At 18.8% G+C, this 19,346-nt stretch carries 18 protein-coding genes and 1 tRNA gene; 4 read left to right on the plus strand and 15 right to left on the minus strand.

From position 1 onward, the window contains the following. Window positions 1-13 precede the first annotated feature (13 nt). Window positions 14-1,219 carry a cysteine desulfurase family protein gene (locus GJT99_RS01755; RefSeq protein WP_211080575.1) on the plus strand — a complete coding sequence of 402 codons (1,206 nt, stop codon included), beginning with the start codon at window positions 14-16 and terminating at the stop codon, window positions 1,217-1,219. A gap of 38 nt (window positions 1,220-1,257) precedes the next feature. Here the strand turns inward: GJT99_RS01755 and pykF are convergent, their stop codons facing one another. From pykF to murJ, 8 genes are all read right to left on the minus strand, one after another. Continuing rightward, complete coding sequence (gene pykF, locus GJT99_RS01760) at window positions 1,258-2,667, minus strand: pyruvate kinase PykF (RefSeq protein WP_168893994.1); 1,410 nt, start codon at window positions 2,665-2,667, stop codon at window positions 1,258-1,260. A 90-nt stretch (window positions 2,668-2,757) separates the two neighbouring features. Beyond that, complete coding sequence (gene sufE, locus GJT99_RS01765; RefSeq protein ID WP_168893995.1) at window positions 2,758-3,183, minus strand: cysteine desulfuration protein SufE; 426 nt, start codon at window positions 3,181-3,183, stop codon at window positions 2,758-2,760. Window positions 3,184-3,189: 6 nt separating this feature from the next. Further along, complete coding sequence (locus GJT99_RS01770) at window positions 3,190-4,419, minus strand: SufS family cysteine desulfurase (RefSeq protein WP_168893996.1); 1,230 nt, start codon at window positions 4,417-4,419, stop codon at window positions 3,190-3,192. Continuing rightward, entirely contained in the window at window positions 4,409-5,692 is a 1,284-nt protein-coding gene (locus GJT99_RS01775; protein ID WP_168893997.1) for a SufD family Fe-S cluster assembly protein, read from the minus strand. Before GJT99_RS01775 ends, GJT99_RS01770 begins: the two co-directional genes overlap by 11 nt. After that, the gene (gene sufC / locus GJT99_RS01780; RefSeq protein WP_168893998.1) at window positions 5,682-6,425 is read right to left on the minus strand and encodes a Fe-S cluster assembly ATPase SufC; all 744 of its coding nucleotides are present in this window, start codon (window positions 6,423-6,425) and stop codon (window positions 5,682-5,684) included. The genes GJT99_RS01775 and sufC overlap by 11 nt, the downstream gene beginning before the upstream one ends. 34 nt (window positions 6,426-6,459) lie before the next feature. Beyond that, a complete protein-coding gene (gene sufB, locus GJT99_RS01785; RefSeq protein WP_168893999.1) occupies window positions 6,460-7,896 on the minus strand; it encodes a Fe-S cluster assembly protein SufB in 1,437 nt (478 codons plus the stop codon). A 16-nt stretch (window positions 7,897-7,912) separates the two neighbouring features. After that, window positions 7,913-8,287: a HesB/IscA family protein gene (locus GJT99_RS01790; RefSeq protein ID WP_168894000.1), complete on the minus strand. Its 375-nt coding sequence runs from the start codon at window positions 8,285-8,287 to the stop codon at window positions 7,913-7,915. Between the two features lie 161 nt (window positions 8,288-8,448). Further along, window positions 8,449-9,996 (minus strand): murein biosynthesis integral membrane protein MurJ, encoded by a 1,548-nt coding sequence (gene murJ, locus GJT99_RS01795; protein WP_168894001.1) that lies wholly within the window; start codon window positions 9,994-9,996, stop codon window positions 8,449-8,451. Between the two features lie 173 nt (window positions 9,997-10,169). On the opposite strand from murJ, the gene ribA reads away from it, so the two are divergent. Then, entirely contained in the window at window positions 10,170-10,763 is a 594-nt protein-coding gene (gene ribA, locus GJT99_RS01800; protein ID WP_168894002.1) for a GTP cyclohydrolase II, read from the plus strand. A gap of 6 nt (window positions 10,764-10,769) precedes the next feature. On the opposite strand, the gene sbcB is transcribed toward ribA, so the two are convergent. After that, window positions 10,770-12,191, minus strand: coding sequence for an exodeoxyribonuclease I (gene sbcB / locus GJT99_RS01805; protein WP_168894003.1), 1,422 nt, complete (start codon window positions 12,189-12,191; stop codon window positions 10,770-10,772). A 57-nt stretch (window positions 12,192-12,248) separates the two neighbouring features. Between sbcB and GJT99_RS01810 the strand changes: the two genes are divergently transcribed. Together GJT99_RS01810 and GJT99_RS01815 are read left to right on the plus strand one after the other, a co-directional pair. Continuing rightward, a tRNA-Ser gene (locus GJT99_RS01810) sits at window positions 12,249-12,333 on the plus strand. Next, the gene (locus GJT99_RS01815; protein WP_168894004.1) at window positions 12,296-12,952 is read left to right on the plus strand and encodes a DedA family protein; all 657 of its coding nucleotides are present in this window, start codon (window positions 12,296-12,298) and stop codon (window positions 12,950-12,952) included. The genes GJT99_RS01810 and GJT99_RS01815 overlap by 38 nt, the downstream gene beginning before the upstream one ends. A 16-nt stretch (window positions 12,953-12,968) precedes the next feature. Here GJT99_RS01815 and GJT99_RS01820 read toward each other — a convergent pair whose 3' ends face one another. Genes GJT99_RS01820 through nuoI form a run of 6 tightly spaced genes read right to left on the minus strand, consistent with a single transcriptional unit; the run spans window position 12,969 to window position 19,341 of the window. Then, window positions 12,969-14,438: an NADH-quinone oxidoreductase subunit N gene (locus tag GJT99_RS01820; protein ID WP_168894005.1), complete on the minus strand. Its 1,470-nt coding sequence runs from the start codon at window positions 14,436-14,438 to the stop codon at window positions 12,969-12,971. A gap of 51 nt (window positions 14,439-14,489) precedes the next feature. After that, window positions 14,490-16,007, minus strand: a complete 1,518-nt coding sequence (gene nuoM, locus GJT99_RS01825) for an NADH-quinone oxidoreductase subunit M (RefSeq protein WP_168894006.1) — start codon at window positions 16,005-16,007, stop codon at window positions 14,490-14,492. Window positions 16,008-16,054: 47 nt separating this feature from the next. Continuing rightward, window positions 16,055-17,935, minus strand: a complete 1,881-nt coding sequence (gene nuoL, locus GJT99_RS01830) for an NADH-quinone oxidoreductase subunit L (protein ID WP_168894007.1) — start codon at window positions 17,933-17,935, stop codon at window positions 16,055-16,057. Further along, window positions 17,932-18,234, minus strand: coding sequence for an NADH-quinone oxidoreductase subunit NuoK (nuoK, locus tag GJT99_RS01835; protein ID WP_168894008.1), 303 nt, complete (start codon window positions 18,232-18,234; stop codon window positions 17,932-17,934). The genes nuoL and nuoK overlap by 4 nt, the downstream gene beginning before the upstream one ends. A 38-nt stretch (window positions 18,235-18,272) precedes the next feature. After that, window positions 18,273-18,773, minus strand: coding sequence for an NADH-quinone oxidoreductase subunit J family protein (locus GJT99_RS01840; protein WP_168894009.1), 501 nt, complete (start codon window positions 18,771-18,773; stop codon window positions 18,273-18,275). Between the two features lie 25 nt (window positions 18,774-18,798). Further along, entirely contained in the window at window positions 18,799-19,341 is a 543-nt protein-coding gene (gene nuoI / locus GJT99_RS01845; protein ID WP_168894010.1) for an NADH-quinone oxidoreductase subunit NuoI, read from the minus strand. Between the last annotated feature and the right edge of the window lie 5 nt (window positions 19,342-19,346).

Genomic DNA, 19,346 nt, shown 5'->3' on the forward strand with positions numbered 1-19,346 from the left:
TAAATGAATAAATTTGTTTTTAAAAACATCTAAATTAAAATTATATAATAAAATTATGAAAAAATTAATCTATTTAGATTATGCTTCTACAACTCCAGTTGATCAACAAGTTTTAAAAGAAATGAAAAATTTTTTTACTATAAAAGGAATATTTGGTAATCCTTCTTCTTACTTACATTTATTTGGTATAAATGCAAAAAATACTGTTGAAAATGCTAGAATAAATATATCCAATATTATTGGTAGTAAAAAAGAAGAAATTATTTTTACATCTAGTGCAACAGAATCTATTAATTTAGCAATTAAAGGAATTGCATTTAACTATTTAAATTATAAAAATAAAAATATTATTACAAGTATGATGGAACATAAAGCTGTATTAGAAACTTGTAATTTCGTAAAAAAATTAGGTATAAAAATTATATATATCAAAAATTCTCATATAGGAAAAATTGATTTAAATATATTAGAAAAAAAAATTACAAATGAAACTATCTTAGTATCAATAATGCATATTAATAATGAAATTGGTACTATTAATGATATAAATCGTATTGGTTGTATTTGTAAAAAAAAAAATACATTTTTTCATGTTGATGCTACACAAAGTGTAGGTAAATATTCATTTAATTTAAAAAATATGAATATTGATTTTTTATCATTTTCAGCTCATAAGTTTTATGGACCTAAAGGTATAGGTGTTTTATATATAAAAAATATCAAAAAAAAAACAAATTTTTTACCCTTATTACATGGTGGTGGGCAAGAAAATGGTTTAAGATCAGGAACTTTAGCTGTACATCAAATTGTTGGCATTTCTACAGCATTAAAAATTGCTAATTCTATAATAAAACAAGAAAAAAAAAGAATATCATGTTTAAAAAAAAAATTATGGGATGGGATAAAAAATATTCCAGGTATATATTTAAACGGTAATTTTAAATATAGTTCTCCCTATATAATAAATATAGGTTTTAAAAATATTTTTAATAAAATACTTTTATCAGAAATGAAAAATATTGCAATATCTACTTCTTCTGCATGTAATTCAAATAAATATTATTTATCTTATGTATTAAAATCTTTAGGATTAAATGATAAACTAATTCAAAGTTCTATTCGTATTTCTTTCGGTAAATTTACTACTGAAAAAGAAATAGATTATACAATTAAAAAATTAAATTTTATTATTAAAAAAATTAAAACAAAATATTTATAAACTTAAACTAAGATTATAATTTTTATATTTTATACATATTAAATAATATGTACAGAAGTTGTATTTGTAGTTCCACTAGGTACTAAAGCACCAGAAACCATTACAATAACATCTCCTTTTGTTGCATATTTACTAGATAATGCTACTTTTTTACCTATTATATAAAAATCATCTGTCGATGATATTTTATTGACTAATTTAGGTATTATTCCTTTACTTAAAATTAAATGTTTTACTGTTTTTTTATTAGTAGTTAAAGCTAAAATTATTGATTTAGGAAAATATTTTCTAATAGATTTAGCTGATTTCCCCAATTGAGTGGCTACAATTATTAAAGGAGCTTTTAGTTTTTCAGCTATTTCAACTGCACTACGACATACAGCATCAGTAATACTCATGTCATTATTATTATAATAATTAATTCTATTAGTCATAGTAATATCTGTTCTTTCACAAATTATAGACATAATAGATACAGATTCTAATGGATATTGTCCCTTAGCACTTTCTCCAGATAACATTACAGCATCAGTTCCATCTAAAATAGCGTTAGCTACATCACCTGCTTCTGCTCTAGTTGGTCTAGGATTTTTAATCATGGAATCTAACATTTGTGTTGCTGTTATCACTACTTTTCCAAAAAAATTACATTTTTTTATAATCATTTTTTGAGCAAAAATAACATTTTCTACAGGAATTTCTACTCCTAAATCACCTCTTGCAACCATGATCCCATCAGATACAGTTAATATTTCATCAAAATTATTTAATCCTTCCTGATTTTCAATTTTAGCTATAATTTGAATATTACTACCATTATGTTTTTTTAAAAATTTTCTTATTTCTAAAATATCTTGTTTTTTACGAATAAAAGAAGCCGCAATATAATCTATTTTATTTTTACATGCAAAAATTAAATCATGTTTATCTTTCTCAGATAGAGAAGGTAAATTAATAGATATACCAGGTAAATTAATACTTTTATTTTCTGATAATTTACCATCATTTAATATTTTACAAATAATATTATTATTAATTATTTTTATTACTTCCATTGCAATTAAACCATCATCTATTAATATTTTATTTCCAATTTTTAAATCTTGAATTAGATATGGATATGTAATTGCCACACATTTATTATTACCAATAATTGTTTGATTAGTTGTTAATGTAAAAAATTTTCCAGATTGTAAATATACATCTTTACCTTTATATAATTTCATAGTACGTATTTCTGGTCCTTTTGTATCTAATAAAATTGCAGCATAGATACCTGTTTCTTTAATTACATTTTGTAATGTAATTATTCTTTTTTTATGATCATTATGATCACCATGTGAAAAATTTAATCTAGCAACATTCATTCCTAATTTTAAAAATTGAGATAGAATATATTTAGATTCTGAACTAGGTCCTATAGTACATACTATTTTTGTTTTTTTCATAAAATTTATCTTTCCTGAATATATTTAATTAAAATCATAAATTTAAATAAAATTTATTATATTATTATTTATTAAATAATCTTATTTAAATTATTTGCAAATTAATTTTTTTAATTTATTTCTAATAGTTTTTATAATAACATTTATACCTTCTAATCTAGAAGTTGTTAAATATTTATCAAAAGATAAATTTTTAAAACAACCTTGAATATTAAAATTTATAATTTCATCATAATTTTTTTTATTATAGAAAATAAAAATCATTGTTAATAATCCTTTAATAATTGAGGAATCACTATCACCTTGAAATTTTACATTATTATTTGAATCAATTTCTATTGAAACCCAAACTCTACTTTGGCATCCTGGTATAAAATTTTCTAAAGAATGTTTTTCTTTTGATAAAATAGGAATTTGATTGCCTAATTCTATTATATAAAGATATTTTTCTTCCCAATTACTACAATTTAAAAAATTATTTTTAATTTCATTCTGACTAGGTAAATTATATAACATATATTATTATCTATTTAATAAATTTTTTATATATATTAATCTATCTATAAAATAATCAATATCATTTTTATTATTATAAATAGAAAAAGAAATTCTACACATAGATTTTACTTTATAAAATTTCATAACAGGAATAGAACAGTGATGACCAGTACGTATAGCGATACCATATTGATCTAAAAAACTACCTATATCATAGGAATGATAATTAGCTAGATTAAATGAAATTATACCAATTCTATTAAGAGAATATTTTTGTCCAAAAATTTTAATATTAGGAATAGAATGAAATTTTTTAAAAGTATATTTTGTTAAATATTGATTATGTTTAATAATATCATCTATATTAAATGACATAAACCATGATAAAGCAGCACCTAATCCTATAATACCAGATATATTAGGAGAACCTGCTTCAAATTTCCAAGGTATTCTTTCCCAAACAGGATTATTTTGATGTAAATCTATGATCATCCCTCCTCCCCCTTGCCATGGTGGCATAGATCCTAATATTTTTTTGATACCATATAATATACCTATACCAGTAGGCCCAAAAATTTTATGTCCTGAAAATACAAAAAAATCACAATCTAATTTTTGAACATCAATTTTCTGAATTGAAATTGATTGAGCACCATCAATTAAAGTAATAATATTTTTTTTTTTAGCTATTTTTATTACAGTTCTAATCGGATTAATAGTTCCTAAAATATTAGAAATATGTGTAATTGATATTAAACAAGTATTTTTATCAATTAATTCATTAATTTTATATAATTTTAAATTTCCATTTTTATCTAATGGTATAACACGAATATTAAATCCTATTTTTTTAGATAATATTATCCATGGAATAATATTAGAATGATGTTCCATTTCAGATATAATAATATTATTATATGATGAAATATTTTTTATTCCCCAAGTATTAGCAATTAAATTAATACTTTCAGTAGTACTTTTAGTAAAAATTATTTCTTCTGCATATTTTGCATTAATAAAACAAGCTATTTGAGCACGTATTTGTTCCATTTTTTTTGTTGCATTTACACTTAAACTATAAATACCTCTATTTACTGAAGAATATTCATTCTCATAAAAATTATTTAATGAAGAAATTACTTTTTGAGGTTTATGTACAGTAGCTGCATTATCTAAATAAATAAGTTTATTGCCATTAATTTTTTTTGAAAAAATAGGAAATTGTTTCCTGATATTTTTTATATTAAAATTCATTTATAAAATTCTCTACTGATAAATAAAACGATATTTTTTTTAAAATTTCATTTTTAATAATATTATTACTAATTTCATTTAAAGAATCTAATATAAAAGACATAAGTAAAAGACTATATGCTTTTTTAAAACTTATACCTCTAGTTTTTAAAAAAAAAATTTGATTATAATCTATTCTACCTGTAAACACACTATGTGTACATTTTACATTATCATTTAAAATATCTAGATTAGGTTGGATATTTACCCTAGATAGTTTATTTAAAAGTAAACTACTATAATTTAATTGTCCATTAGTTTTCATAGCATATTTATTAATTTTTAATAATCCTATTAAATTTATTATTGACTGATCTAAGGTAATTGTTTTATGTAATTGTACACTACAAGAATTTTTTTTATTATGCTCTAAATAATTATTTACATTTATTATGTTAGAATTTTTAGAAAATAATAAACTATTATATATTAATTTTGTTTTTTCTCCTAAAAAACAAAAATTATTATTTTGATTAATATATTGATTTGACATCAATATATCTTCTTTTTTATAAAGAACATTATCATATAAAATAAATTCATTACTAATAGAACAAAAATTATTATTATTATTATTATTATAATTAGTTATAAAAGTATAATGTTCTAATTTAGAATTATTATCTATAATAAAAGTATTATAAATATTATTAATATATGACTTATCTGTATTTATATGATGTTCTATTATAGTAGAAAAAGTATTTTTTATGTAAATAAAATTTCTATAATTAAATATAGCAATTTCATTTTTTTTATTTTTATCATTAAAATATACAATATATAATGGTTTTTTAAACTTAATCTTTTTTATATTATTAATATTAATTATTACATTTTCTTTAGTAAAAGATTCAGATAAATAATGATAAATATCTTTTTTAAAAAAATTACTATAATGAATATCATTATATAAGTTAATATGAATGTTATAATATTTATTATTTATATTACTAAGATTTTTGTCAATTTTACCATTAATAAAAAATAATATAATTGCATCTATTGGAAATAATGATTTAAATAATTTATTATTATTAATAGGTAATGATTTTGAATTAATTAATAAATTATTATTTAAATATTTAAATAATAATTTTTGATTATCACGTAATAATTCTTTTTTTAAAAAATTTTTTAATTTATATAAATCATTTTTTGTTTTTTTATAATAAAAATATTTTTTATTCAATTTATAAAGATTTTTTAATTTATTATAAATATTATTTTTCATTAATATACCCATATCCATATTTATCTAAATCAGAAAGAATACTCATATTTCCTGACCTTATAATATTTTTATTATATAATATATGGATATAATCAGGATTAACATAATCAAGAATACGACGATAATGTGTAATAATTAAAAATGATCTGTTTTTATTTTTCATTAAATTAATTATTTTAGATGCTAATTTTAGAGCATCTATATCTAATCCAGAATCAATTTCGTCTAAAATACAGAGATTTGGTTCTAATACAAACATTTGTAATATATCATTAATTTTTTTTTCTCCTCCAGAAAATCCGACGTTTACAAAACGTTGTAAAAAATCTTTTGTTTTACCTAAAATTTTTATTTTTTCATCTATTATTTTATGATAAGATGATCTATCTAATGTTTTATTATCTCTATATTTTTTTATTGCTTTTAGAGAATTATATAAAAATATATTATTGGTAACTCCTGGTATTTCAATAGGATACTGAAAAGAAACAAAAATACCTTCCCTAGCTCTAATTTCTGGCTCTAAATGTAATAATTTTTTTTTTTTAAATAATATTTCTCCTTTAGTAATAAGGTATTCTTTTTTACCAGATATTACATATGATAACGTACTTTTACCAGAACCATTAGGTCCCATAATGGCATGAATTTCTCCTGGATTTATAGATAAATTAAATTTATTTAAAATAATTTTATTATTTATATTAACACATAAATTTTTAATATTTAACATAGTTTTTTAAATTATTATTACTAAATATCTTATTTTATCCTATACTATCATCTAAATGAATAGATAATAATTTTTGTGCTTCAACTGCAAATTCTAAAGGAAATTTTATAAAAATATCTCTACAAAAACCATTAATAATAAGAGATATAGCATCTTCTTTATTTAATCCTCTTTGTAAACAAAAAAAAATTTGATTTTCTTCTATTTTAGAAGTAGAAGCTTCATGTTCAACTTGTGCAGTATTATTTAATATTTTTAAATTAGGATATGTATGTGTACTACACTTAGATCCGATTAAAATTGAATCACATTGAGTAAAATTACGAGAATTTTCAGCATCTTTATCAATATAAACTAACCCACGATAAGTATTTTTACTTTTTTCTGTAGAAATACTTTTAGAAATGATTGTCGACTTTGTATGTTTACCTATATGTATCATTTTAGTACCAGTATCAGCTTGTTGATTACCATTAGTTAATGAAACAGAAAAAAATTCTCCTACTGAATTTTTTCCTTTTAAAATAACACTCGGATATTTCCAAGTAATAGCTGCACCAGTTTCTGATTGTGTCCAAGACATTTTACTATTTTCTCCATAACATATCGCTCTTTTAGTTACAAAATTTAGAATACCTCCTTTATTATTTTCATTACCCGAAAACCAATTTTGTACGGTTGAATAATTTACTTGTGCATTTTTATATAGGATTACTTCAACTACAGCAGCATGTAATTGAGAATTATTTCTAATCGGTGCAGAGCAACCTTCTATATAATTTACATAACTATTTTCATCTGCTACTAAAATAGTACGTTCAAATTGACCAATATTTTTTTGATTAATTCTAAAATAAGTAGATAAATCTATAGGACATTTTGTATTTTTTGGAATATAAATAAATGTACCATCTGAAATAACAGCTGCATTTAATGATGCAAAAAAATTATCGTCGGCAGGTACTACAAACCCTAAGTATTTTTGAACTAATTTAGGATAATGTTTAATAGCATAATTTAATGAACAAAAAATTATTCCTTTATTTAAAAGTTGTTTCTGGTTAGTTGTAATAACTGAAACAGAATCAAAAATAGCATCAATTGCTATATTTGAATTATTTTTAATAGGTAATTTTAATTTATGAAAAGTATTTTTAATTTCAGATGTAAAATATTTATTTTTAATATTATTATTTAGTATATTATATGAAGGAGCTGAATAATAAATATATTTTTGATAATTTAATTTTTTAAAATGTCCATTTAACCAATGAGGTTCTGTTTTTTTTAGCCAAGAATTATATCCTTTTAATCTAAATTGTAACATCCATGGTGGTTCATTACGAATTTTAGAAATTTTATATATAATATCCATATTAATACCTGGAATAAATTTTTTATTTTTTAATTTGGTAAAAAATCCTTCTTTATATAAATTTTTTTTTTTAAAATATTTAGAATTAATATTCATTTTATTTATTCTTTTTTTATTTAAAAGTAAAACTTTTTTTACATCCACAAAATTGTTTAATTTTATTATTGTAAAATTGAAAAGATTGATAAAAATTATCTTTTATAAAATCAATAATAGTACCATCTATAAAAATAAGATCTTCATTATTAACAGATATACATATTTTATTTTTTTGAAAAATAATTTCATTATTTAATAATTTATCTAATAATAAAATGTTATATTTTAATCCAAAACAACCAGATTTTTTTAAAAATAATTTTATTCCTTTACTATTATTTTTTTTAATTATTTTATTTATTTGTAATGATGCTGTTTGTGTTATATATAAACCTTTATAATTATTTTTTGCACATATTAAATGTATTAAATCTTTTTTTTTTTTCATACAAAAAACCTATAAATATTATTTATTTATTTTAATTTTAAAAATTAAAAATAAAGAATTTTTTCTTTTAAAAAAAAGAATAATATAATTACTTAAATTAATATAAAAAATATATATCAATATAGTATTTAAATTATTATTTATAGTCTATAAAAATATAATTATTTAATTATATTTTTTAAAGAAAAATCTTTAACACGGAAACCTAATAAAAATAATATTAAAATATATAAAATAAAAATTAGAAAACAAATACTTAATAAACAAAAAATACGTATTTTAAATGAAGATAAAATTAACCACTTTTCAGGTAATTTATTAACAATTAATAATAAGATAATACTTAAAATTACTGTAACTATCAGAATACGTAATAAAAAATATAACCAACCCTTTTCTGGTTTATATAAATTTCTTTTAATTAATGTATTATACAATAAAATTACATTTAAAAAAGCAGCTATATCTATTGATATAGGAAATCCTATATGATGTAAAAAAAAGATAAATATAGGACTTATAAACTGAGTAATAATTAAAACAAATATGTTAATTTGGACAGGTGTTTTTACATCTTGTCTTGCAAAAAATCCTATTGCTAAAACTTTAGAAATAATTAGGAATAATATTCCTACAGAATATATAATAATATTCATTTGAGTCATTAAAACATCAAAATAAGTAAATGCTCCATATTGAAAGAATGAAATTAATAATAATTTTGATAAAAATCCTAAAATTAATGAACTAGGTACTATTAATAAAAAACATAAACGTAAACCTATATCCATTAATTGGTTATATTCATGTTCTTTATTTTGATTATAAGCATCAGTTAAAGCAGGTAATAATACTATTGTTAATGCTATTCCAAACATACCGACAGGTAATTCCATAAGACGATCAGAATAATAAATCCAAGTAATTGATCCTGTAATTAAAAAAGAAGAAAAAGCAGAATTAATTAATAAAGATATCTGTGTTATTGTGACACCAATAATTGCAGTGCACATTTTTTTTAAAACTCTTATTACTCCTTTATCAAAATTTTTAAAACTTGGTAAAATTAACATATTTATTTTTTTTAAATAAATTAATTGATAAAAAATTTGTGATAATCCACCAATTAATACAGCCCAAGCTAAAATTAATATTGATGGTTCTAAAAGATTAGGAAATATAATAATTAATAATATCATACTTACATTTAATAAAATCGGTGTTACAGCTGGTACAAAAAAATTTTTCCAAATATTTAAAATAGAGCTTGCTAATGATGATAATGATACTAATAAAATATATGGAAAAGTCATTTTTAAAATTTTTGATGTAAGTTTTAATTTAAAATCTGTATTTATAAAACCTGGTGCGATAATAGAAATAATAAAAGAAGAAAATATTATACCTAATGTTAATATTATAGAAAGTATAATAATTAATATACCTAATGTAGAAGCAATAAAATTTTTTGTTTCTTTATTACTTTTTTTATTTTTATATTCGGCTAATATAGGAGTAAAAGCTTGAGAAAAAGCTCCTTCTGCAAATATACGTCTTAATAAATTAGGTAATTTAAATGCTATAAAAAAAGAATCACTATAAATACCAGCACCAAAAACTTTTGCGATGAGACTATCTCTTATAAAGCCTAATAATCGAGAAAATAATGTGATTATACTAACTGTCGTTAATGATTTTAATAAATTCATATAATTCCTAAAAATAATAGTTTATTATATAGATAAATTATTTTAATAAAAAATTCAATATAATAAATTATTTTCTTTTAGAAAAAAAGATTTAATATTATTTTTTATTAAAAAATTTAAATAGATATTTATTTTTTATAAAATTTAATTTTTAAAAAAAAAGGAAAATATTTATGAATATAAAAGAAATATCTAGAGCAAAATTACCTACAAAATGGGGTAAATTTATTATTATAGGTTTTAAAGAAAAAAATACAGGTAATAATCATATTGCTTTAGTAAAAGGTTTAAAAAATATAAATAAAAATTCAATTATTTTAACAAGAATACATTCAGAATGTTTAACTGGAGATGTATTTTACAGTTTACGCTGTGATTGTGGTTTACAATTAAAATTATCTTTGGATAGAATTGCTAAAGAAACATGTGGAATATTAATCTATCATAGACAAGAAGGAAGAAATATTGGAATTTTAAATAAAATTAAAGCTTATAATTTACAAGATAAAGGATTAGATACTGTAGAAGCTAATTATAAATTAGGATTTCGGGCAGATGAGAGAGATTTTTTTTCTTGTATTAATATATTAAAAATTTTAGGTATTAAAAATATTAAACTATTAACAAATAATCCATACAAAATTAGAATTTTAAAAAAATATGGAATAAATATTATAGATAGAATACCATTAATTATAAATTATAATATTTATAATTTTAAATATTTAAATACTAAATATTTAAAATTAAAACATTTATTATTTTAATAATATTTAATATATTTTGATACTAAAATTATTTTTAACATATTTCAGTAACTTTTTTAAAGTTAATTTTTTTTTATTACAAAATTTTTTTTTTAAAAGTTTTTTTATTTGAAAAATATATTTTTTAAGAAAATTTTGATTAAATATATTTTTTTTATATACATCCCATTTTTTTTGTTCAATTATATTTAATTTTATAGGAAAATTTCTTGCTTTATATTTAAAAAATAAAACATTAGCTCTTTGATCTTTAAAAAATAATTTTTTTAAAAAAAAAAATTTTTCATCTTGTATTTGTTTAAATTTTAATAAATCTTCATCAGAAAAAAAATTGTTATATAATTGTTCATCAACATTATAAATATTAGTTTTATCATCGTTTTTTACGATATTATTAATTAGAAAAAATTTGATAATATTTTTTATTTTTAAAAAATTATTTTGTAATAAAATAAAATTTTTTATATAAAAAATTTTATCAAATTTTAAACGATTAATATCAATTTGTTTTAAAAAATAAAATGGTAATAATAATGGTATTTTATTAAAATTAATAAGTTGTATGTATGAATAGATATATTTTGAGTATAATTGATTTTTCTTTTTAAAAATTTGTAAAAAATAATTTATATCTTTTTTTAAATTAAAAGTAACTAATATATTTTTATTTTGTTCATACCAAAATAATGGAGTTACACAATTTATATTGTTATTTTTATTTTTATAAATATTACTAATATGAATTAAAATTTGAATTCTTGATAAATCTATAATTTTTATTAATTTTTGTTTATTTCTATTTTTAAAAAAATATTTATATAATAGCGGTTGTTTATTTTTAATTAATTTTGTAATAGCTATTGTGGTATATACATCAGATAATGCATCATGAACTTTGTATGGTATAAGATTATTTAATTTTGCAATTTTTTCAAGATTAAAAATAGGAATATTATTAATTTTAGGCCAAACAATTCCATTAGGTCTTAATACATAACATGCTCTAACTAAAGTTAATATATCCCATCTACTATTATTATTTTTCCAAAACCAACTATATGGATCATAAAAATTTCGATAAAATAAAAATTTACTAAATTCATCATCAAAATAAAGATTATTATATCCAATAATACAAGTATTTGGGTATAAAAATATACTATTAATAAGATTAGCAAATTTATTTTCTTGTAATCCTTTTGAATTTACCAGATACGGATCTATATTATGTATTATTATTGATTGAGGATCAGGTAAATAATCGTTAGGTATTTTACAGTAAAGTACCGTAGGTTTATGAATAATATTAAAATTAATATCAGTACGTATACAAGCAAATTGAGCAATTCTATCTTTTTTAGGATTTAAACCAAAAGTTTCATAATCATAAAATAAAAAATTAAATTTTAATTTTTTTTTCTTTAACATAGTATATAATACAATAATATATTATTGATATTTTTACAATAATTATTAATTAATTATGGTGAGATGACCGAGTGGTTTAAGGTGCATGCCTGGAAAGTATGTATATGGAAACATATCAGGGGTTCGAATCCCCTTCTCACCAAAATAAAATATATATATTAACCATTTTAAAATATGATATTAATATGTTTGATATAAATTTAACTAAAATAATGTATAAATATGGTTACTTAATAGTATTATTTAGTTCTTTAATTGAATGGGAAACATTTATTATTATTGCTGGTATGTTAGCTCATAAAAAAATTTTAAATTTAAATAATATTATAATTATTACTATAATAGGTTCTATCTTAAGTAACCAAATACTATTTTATATAGGCAAAAAATACAGTAAAAATTTTTTATTTATTTTAAAAAATTATAATTTAAAAATTCAAAAATATCGTTTTTTATTTAAAAAATATCCCTATTTTTTTATCATTATAACAAGATTTATTTATGGATTTAGATTAATAAGTCCCATAACAATGGGTATTACTAAAATTTCTAATGTAAAATTTTTTTTATCCAATATTATTGGAGCTTTTATTTGGACTTTTTTTTTTACTATTTCTGGATATTTTTTTGGTGAAATTATTTCTACATGGATAAAAGATATTACTAAAATTATTCAATATTTTTTATTTATTTTTTTATTATTAATAATAATCTTTTTTCTATTCAAATTCATAAAGATAAAATTTAAATATTTTAAATAATTATATTTTATAAATTTTAATTTATAATTAACTTTATTAAAAATTCAGGATATAATCCTAATATAATTGTTAGTATTGCAAATAATAATAATAAATTTTTTATAAAAAAATAATAATGATTATTTTTTATTTTAAAAAGATAAAAATTTTTATTCATTTTAGATGGTTTTAAATACAAACTAATAATTATATTTAAATAATAATATATTCCCATAGAACTACCAAATATAATTATATAGGTTAAATACCACATTTTCATTTTTATACACAAAGCTATTAAATAGAATTTTGAAATAAAACCTATAGTAATAGGAACACCAGCTAAAGATAATAACATTATTGTTAAAATAAAAGTTAAAATAGGATCATACCAGAATAAACCACGATAATAATATAATTTATCTATATTTATTTCATCAATATTTAAACTAGCAAATATACTCATTACTCCTAAAATACCTAAATTATTTATTAAATATCCGATAATATATATAATCATAATTTCTAATGAAAAAATATGTGTTTCATATTTTTGATTATAAATCAGTATTACGAACATATATCCCATATGAGCTATAGATGAATATGCTAATAAACGTTTAATATTATTTTTAGAAATCATACCCATAATATTACCAAATAATATTGATAATATTGATAATAAAATTATTATTTGTAATATAAAAGATTGCATATAATTAATATATGCAAAATTAATTAAAAATTTAAACAAAAATATAAAAATTGATAATTTACTAAATGTTGTTAAAAATAATGTAACAACAGTTGGTGATCCTTGATAAACATCTGGAGTCCATAAATGAAATGGTACTATTGATAATTTAAAGCCTAAACTTATTATTATTAATAATAGACCAATTATTGTTAAATAATTTATAGAAAAAAAATTATGGATTATATCACTATTTAGTAGATTAACAAAATGTAAACTACCATTATCTAAATAAATAAAAGATATTCCTAATATTAGGAATGATGAAACTAACATAGAAAGTATCGTATATTTAATACTAGCTTCTAATGCATATTTTAATTTTAAGTTATAAAATATAAGACCAAAAATAGGTATAGATATTAATTCAATACCAACTAACATTGAAATTAAATTATTTGAATCTAATAATACTAAACTTCCTATAGTTGAAATTATAATTAATAAATAAAATTCATCTTTATTATACCTAATAATAGATAACCATTTATAAGCTAATAAACATACTATTATATTATTAAATAATAATATTATCTTATAAAAAATTGAATATTTATCTTGTAAAAATAAATTATTTATAAAAAAATTATTATTTTGTATATAAAAAAGAGATATTATTGTAAATATAAATCCAATAATTGTAATAATTAAACTTGATATATTATCACGTTTTATTGTTATTTTAATTAATAAAAATATTAATGATATTATAATAATAATTAAAGGTATTAATGGTATTAATGATTTAGTCATAAAATTTTCTATTTTTTTAAAAAATTTATTAAAAATAATATATAGATTTAATTAATAATTAATCAATATAATTCTATTATATAGATTATTAATAGTATTATTTGATATATTTAATATAAATTGTGGATAGAAACCTAAAAATATTAATAAAATTAATAATATGAATAAAATAATTTTTTCTCTTAAAAATATATTTTTTTCTAAAATATTTATTCTAGTTTTAGAACCATAAAAAATTTTTTGTATCATATTTAATGAATAAATACTAGAAAATAATAAACTAAAAGTAGAAATACATGCACAAATAGGATGTTTATAAAAAACACCTAATAAAATTAAAAATTCCCCTATAAAATTTCCTGTACCAGGTATACCAATACTAGCTAAAGCAAAGAACACAAATAAACCTGGTAGTATATTTATACTATCCCATAACCCCCCCATTAGTTTAATATTACGTGTTTTTAATTTTTCATATATTTGTCCACACAGAATAAATTGTGCAGAAGCTGAAATACCATGTGATACCATTTGTATTATTACACCTTGATAAGCTAATTTATTAAAGCTATAAATTCCTATTAAAATATATCCCATATGAGATATAGACGTATATGCTATAATTTTTTTTATATCATTTTGTGTATAAGCCATCCATAATCCATAAAAAATACCGAACATTCCTAATACTATTGCAGTAAATGAAAATTTTAAAGATGATACAGGAAATAAGGGTAATGTAAATCTTAATAAACCATAAGCAGCTGTCTTTAATAAAATACCTGCTAAATCAACAGATCCTGCAGTAGGAGCTTGACTATGTGCATCAGGTAACCATCCGTGAAATGGGATAATAGGCATTTTAACTGCAAATGCAATAAAAAAAGATAACATTAAAAAAAATTCTGTTTTTAGATTTAAATGACTATTTAACAAAGCATCATATTCAAAAGTTAATATACCAGTAGATTTATAATAAGAAAAAACTAAAGTAATAATTCCACATAACATTAATAAACCACTAGTCTGTGTATAAATAAAAAACTTAGTTGCAGCTTTAATACGACTATTTCCTTTAATATCTTTATGTCCCCATATAGATATTAAAAAATACATAGGTAGTAACATTATTTCCCAAAATAAAAAAAACAAAAACATATCTACAGATAAAAATACACCAATAACTCCACTTAAAATCCATAATAGATTTAAATGGAAAAAACCATGAAGTTTTTTTATTTCATTCCAAGAACATAATACAGCCATTATACCTAATAATCCAGTTAAATTTATCATTATTAATGATAATCCATCTATAGCTAGATGAAAATGTATTCCAAATTGAGGCATCCAATTTAAAATAAATTCTGAAATCCATGTAGGATATAAAAAAAATATATGATTTTTAAAAAAAAATGTATATGTAATTAATTTAATAATTGATATTATAAAAATAAAACTAATAGCAATTAAAGATATCCAACGAGGAAATTTAGAATTTATTTTTTCACTTTGCCAACAAATTAAACCACCAAAAAAAGGAATTAATATAAAACAGGGTAATAACATAAAATTTCCTAATTATATTTTTATTATTTAATATATAAAAAAATTTATTATGTAAAATAATATTGATTATTAATAAATATTGTTAAATACACTAAAATTATTATTGTTCCTATATATATGGATAATATATACCAACGAATGTATCCATTTTCACTTGTTAATAATAAATATCCTATTTTTTTTAAAAATTTTATAAAAAAATAATCTATTATTTTTGAAATAGGATCATTTTTTATTAATAATAAAAATTTTTTAAAAATATTTGTAATTAAATTTTTATAAAAAAAATCTATATAATAACCGTTTAAAAAAAAATTATTTATAAAATTAAAATAATAATATTTTTTAATAATCTTTTTTATTAAAAAATTATTTTTTACATAAAAAATGTATAATAAATAACTGTTAATTAAAATTAATATAGATATTATTTCTAAAAAAAAATAATTTTTATTATTTAATATAAATAATTTACTGGGAAGTAAAAATTTTTTTTTTATTGGTAAAAATATTATACCAATAAAACTAGATAATATTGTTAATATTATTAATGGAATATTATGTATAAATACATTATTTGTAATTTTATTAAAAAAAATATTACTTTTACCATAAAAAATTTTATAAATCATACGAAAAGTATACAAAGAAGTAAAAATACTACCTATAAAACTAATAATAAGTAAAAAATTATATTTACTCATAAAAATTTCATATAATATTTTTTCTTTTGTAAAACCACTCATAGTAATAAAAGGTAACGAAATTAAAGACATTGCACCAAATAAAAAAATATAATATATAAATGGGAAATATTTTTTTATTCCTCCCATTTTTAATATATTTTGTTCATTTTTACATAAAAAAATAATAGAGGCAACACATAAGAAAAGTAATGCTTTAAAAAAAGCATGTGATATCACATGAAATAAAGCAGCTTTCCATAAATTAATACCTAATGCTAAAAACATGTAACCAATTTGACTCATTGTAGAATATGCTAAAATACGTTTAATATTATTTTGTATTAAAGCAGAATAACCAGATAATAATATTGTTATCGCACCAATAATACTGCATAAAAATAAAATATGGTTATTCATTAAAAATAAAATATTATTACGTAGAATTAAATAAATACCAGCAGTAACCATAGTAGCAGCATGGATAAGAGCAGATACAGGAGTAGGCCCTACCATCGCATCTATTAACCAAGTATTTAATGGAAATTGCACTGATTTACTTAAAGATCCTATAATAATCATTATAGAGATTATTTTTAAATAAAATGCCTTATAATAAATAGAAGATGATGTAGAAACATTAAATATTTCTGTAAAATTAAGAGTATTAAAGGTTCTAAATATAAAAAATATTCCAATAATTAAAAAAATATCACTAAAACGAGTTATTAAAAATGTTTTTATAGCAGATAATCCATTTGATGATTTTTTATAAAAAAAACCTATTAATAAATAAGAACATACTCCTACTCCTTCCCAGCCAAAAAACATCAAAATAAAATTATCAGCTAAAATAAGTAATATCATATTAGCAATAAATAAATTAGTATATGCAAAAAATCTAGAATATCCTTTTTCATTTTTCATATACCAAATGGAAAATATGTGAATAAAAAATCCTACCCATGTAGTGATAAACAACATGATTAAAGATAACATATCTAAATACAAACTAAAATTAATATGTAAAGAATTAATATTTACTATTTCCCACAAAGATTGTTTATAAAAAAATAATCTATTTTTTAAAAAAATATATCCTATTATTAATGTTAATATTGCACTTATACCTATAAAAGTAACTCCAATAATTGAAATTTGAATTTTATTTAAATAATTAGAAATTAATGATAGTAGTAAAAAACTAATTAATGGCATTAAGATAATTAAAAAAAGAAATTTCATCCCTTCATCTCACTAATTGAATCAATATTAATATTATTTTTATAATAATATAATTTTATTAATAAAATTAAACCTATACAAGTTTCTATAGCTGATATACTAATAGATATAATATACATAATTTCTCCTTCAGTTTGTTTCCAATAATTACCAGAAACTACACATGATAAGGTAGAAGCATTAATCATTAATTCAGTACAAATTAAAATATATAACATATTATTTCTAATTAATATTCCTATTAATCCAGTAATAAATATTATTATAATAAATATTAAAATATGATATAAAGGTATCATTTTATATTCTTCTTTATTATATAAAAATAAATAAATATTTAATATTTTTTTCTATTACCTATGTGTAAAATAATAATTACACCAGATAATAAAAGTATTGATATTAATTCTACAATAATTTTATATTGTGTAAATAAATTTATACCAATATTTTGGATATTAATAAAATTATGAATAATTAATTTTTGTATATATAAATTTTTTAATATATAAAATATAAATATTAAAAAAAAACAATTTATAATTAAAATGTTAATTATAAATAATTTTTTTTTTATAAAAAAATACTTTTCTTCTAACTCAATTTTTTTATCATTTAAAAACATTAAAACAAATATAAATAATATAATAATAGCTCCAGCATATATAATAATTTCTAATGCTCCAGCAAAATAATTACCTAATAAAAAAAATATACATGATATTGAAATTAATGAGATTAAAAAATATAATAGTGTATAAATAGGATTAACACTAATAATAATTAAAAATGTAAAAATTATTGATATAAATCCTAATAAATATAATATTATTTCCATATAAAATACCTCTAAATAATCATAATTATGGTAAAATATTTTTTATATCTACTTCTATACTTGAATGTTTGATATTATTTTTTTTATTATTTTTTATTTTAACTCCTGCAATATTATAAAAATTATATTTTACATCTTTTCCTGGATTATTAATTAATAAATTTTTTTTTTCATATACTAGATCTCTTCTATTAAATTCACATAATTCAAAATCAGGAATTAATTGTATAGCTGATGTAGGACAAGCTTCTTCACAGAATCCACAAAAAATACATCTAGAAAAATTTATTCTAAAAAATTTTGCATATGATCGTCCATTTTTATTTATAGATTTTTTTAAAGTTATACAACTAACTGGACAAACAACTGCACAAAGATTACAAGCAACACAACGTTCATTATTATCTAAATCAGATGTTAATATTATTCTTCCTCTATATCTTGGGGGTAAATAAACTTTTTTTTCTGGATACATAATTGTTTCTCTTTTACTAAAAGAATTTAGTAAAACAAAAAAAATACTTTTTATTTGACTTATTATATTAATAAAAAATTTTTTAATATTCATTATTT

It is taken from the genome of Enterobacteriaceae endosymbiont of Donacia cincticornis, assembly GCF_012568845.1.
Lineage (GTDB): Bacteria > Pseudomonadota > Gammaproteobacteria > Enterobacterales > Enterobacteriaceae.

What these genes read in the sequence shown, in the direction of transcription:
- nuoK (WP_168894008.1), bottom strand. Translation starts at nt 18,234, where the DNA reads ATGATACCTTTATATCATATTTTAATATTTATTATAATAATATTTATT.
- nuoL (WP_168894007.1), bottom strand. Translation starts at nt 17,935, where the DNA reads ATGAAATTTCTTTTTTTAATTATCTTAATGCCATTAATTAGTTTTTTA.
- sbcB (WP_168894003.1), bottom strand. Translation starts at nt 12,191, where the DNA reads ATGTTAAAGAAAAAAAAATTAAAATTTAATTTTTTATTTTATGATTAT.
- GJT99_RS01790 (WP_168894000.1), bottom strand. Translation starts at nt 8,287, where the DNA reads ATGAAAAAAAAAAAAGATTTAATACATTTAATATGTGCAAAAAATAAT.
- ribA (WP_168894002.1), top strand. Translation starts at nt 10,170, where the DNA reads ATGAATATAAAAGAAATATCTAGAGCAAAATTACCTACAAAATGGGGT.
- nuoI (WP_168894010.1), bottom strand. Translation starts at nt 19,341, where the DNA reads ATGAATATTAAAAAATTTTTTATTAATATAATAAGTCAAATAAAAAGT.
- nuoM (WP_168894006.1), bottom strand. Translation starts at nt 16,007, where the DNA reads ATGTTATTACCCTGTTTTATATTAATTCCTTTTTTTGGTGGTTTAATT.
- GJT99_RS01815 (WP_168894004.1), top strand. Translation starts at nt 12,296, where the DNA reads ATGGAAACATATCAGGGGTTCGAATCCCCTTCTCACCAAAATAAAATA.
- murJ (WP_168894001.1), bottom strand. Translation starts at nt 9,996, where the DNA reads ATGAATTTATTAAAATCATTAACGACAGTTAGTATAATCACATTATTT.
- GJT99_RS01840 (WP_168894009.1), bottom strand. Translation starts at nt 18,773, where the DNA reads ATGGAAATAATATTATATTTATTAGGATTTATATCAATAATTTTTACA.
- GJT99_RS01770 (WP_168893996.1), bottom strand. Translation starts at nt 4,419, where the DNA reads ATGAATTTTAATATAAAAAATATCAGGAAACAATTTCCTATTTTTTCA.
- sufE (WP_168893995.1), bottom strand. Translation starts at nt 3,183, where the DNA reads ATGTTATATAATTTACCTAGTCAGAATGAAATTAAAAATAATTTTTTA.
- sufB (WP_168893999.1), bottom strand. Translation starts at nt 7,896, where the DNA reads ATGAATATTAATTCTAAATATTTTAAAAAAAAAAATTTATATAAAGAA.
- sufC (WP_168893998.1), bottom strand. Translation starts at nt 6,425, where the DNA reads ATGTTAAATATTAAAAATTTATGTGTTAATATAAATAATAAAATTATT.
- GJT99_RS01775 (WP_168893997.1), bottom strand. Translation starts at nt 5,692, where the DNA reads ATGAAAAATAATATTTATAATAAATTAAAAAATCTTTATAAATTGAAT.
- GJT99_RS01820 (WP_168894005.1), bottom strand. Translation starts at nt 14,438, where the DNA reads ATGACTAAATCATTAATACCATTAATACCTTTAATTATTATTATAATA.
- pykF (WP_168893994.1), bottom strand. Translation starts at nt 2,667, where the DNA reads ATGAAAAAAACAAAAATAGTATGTACTATAGGACCTAGTTCAGAATCT.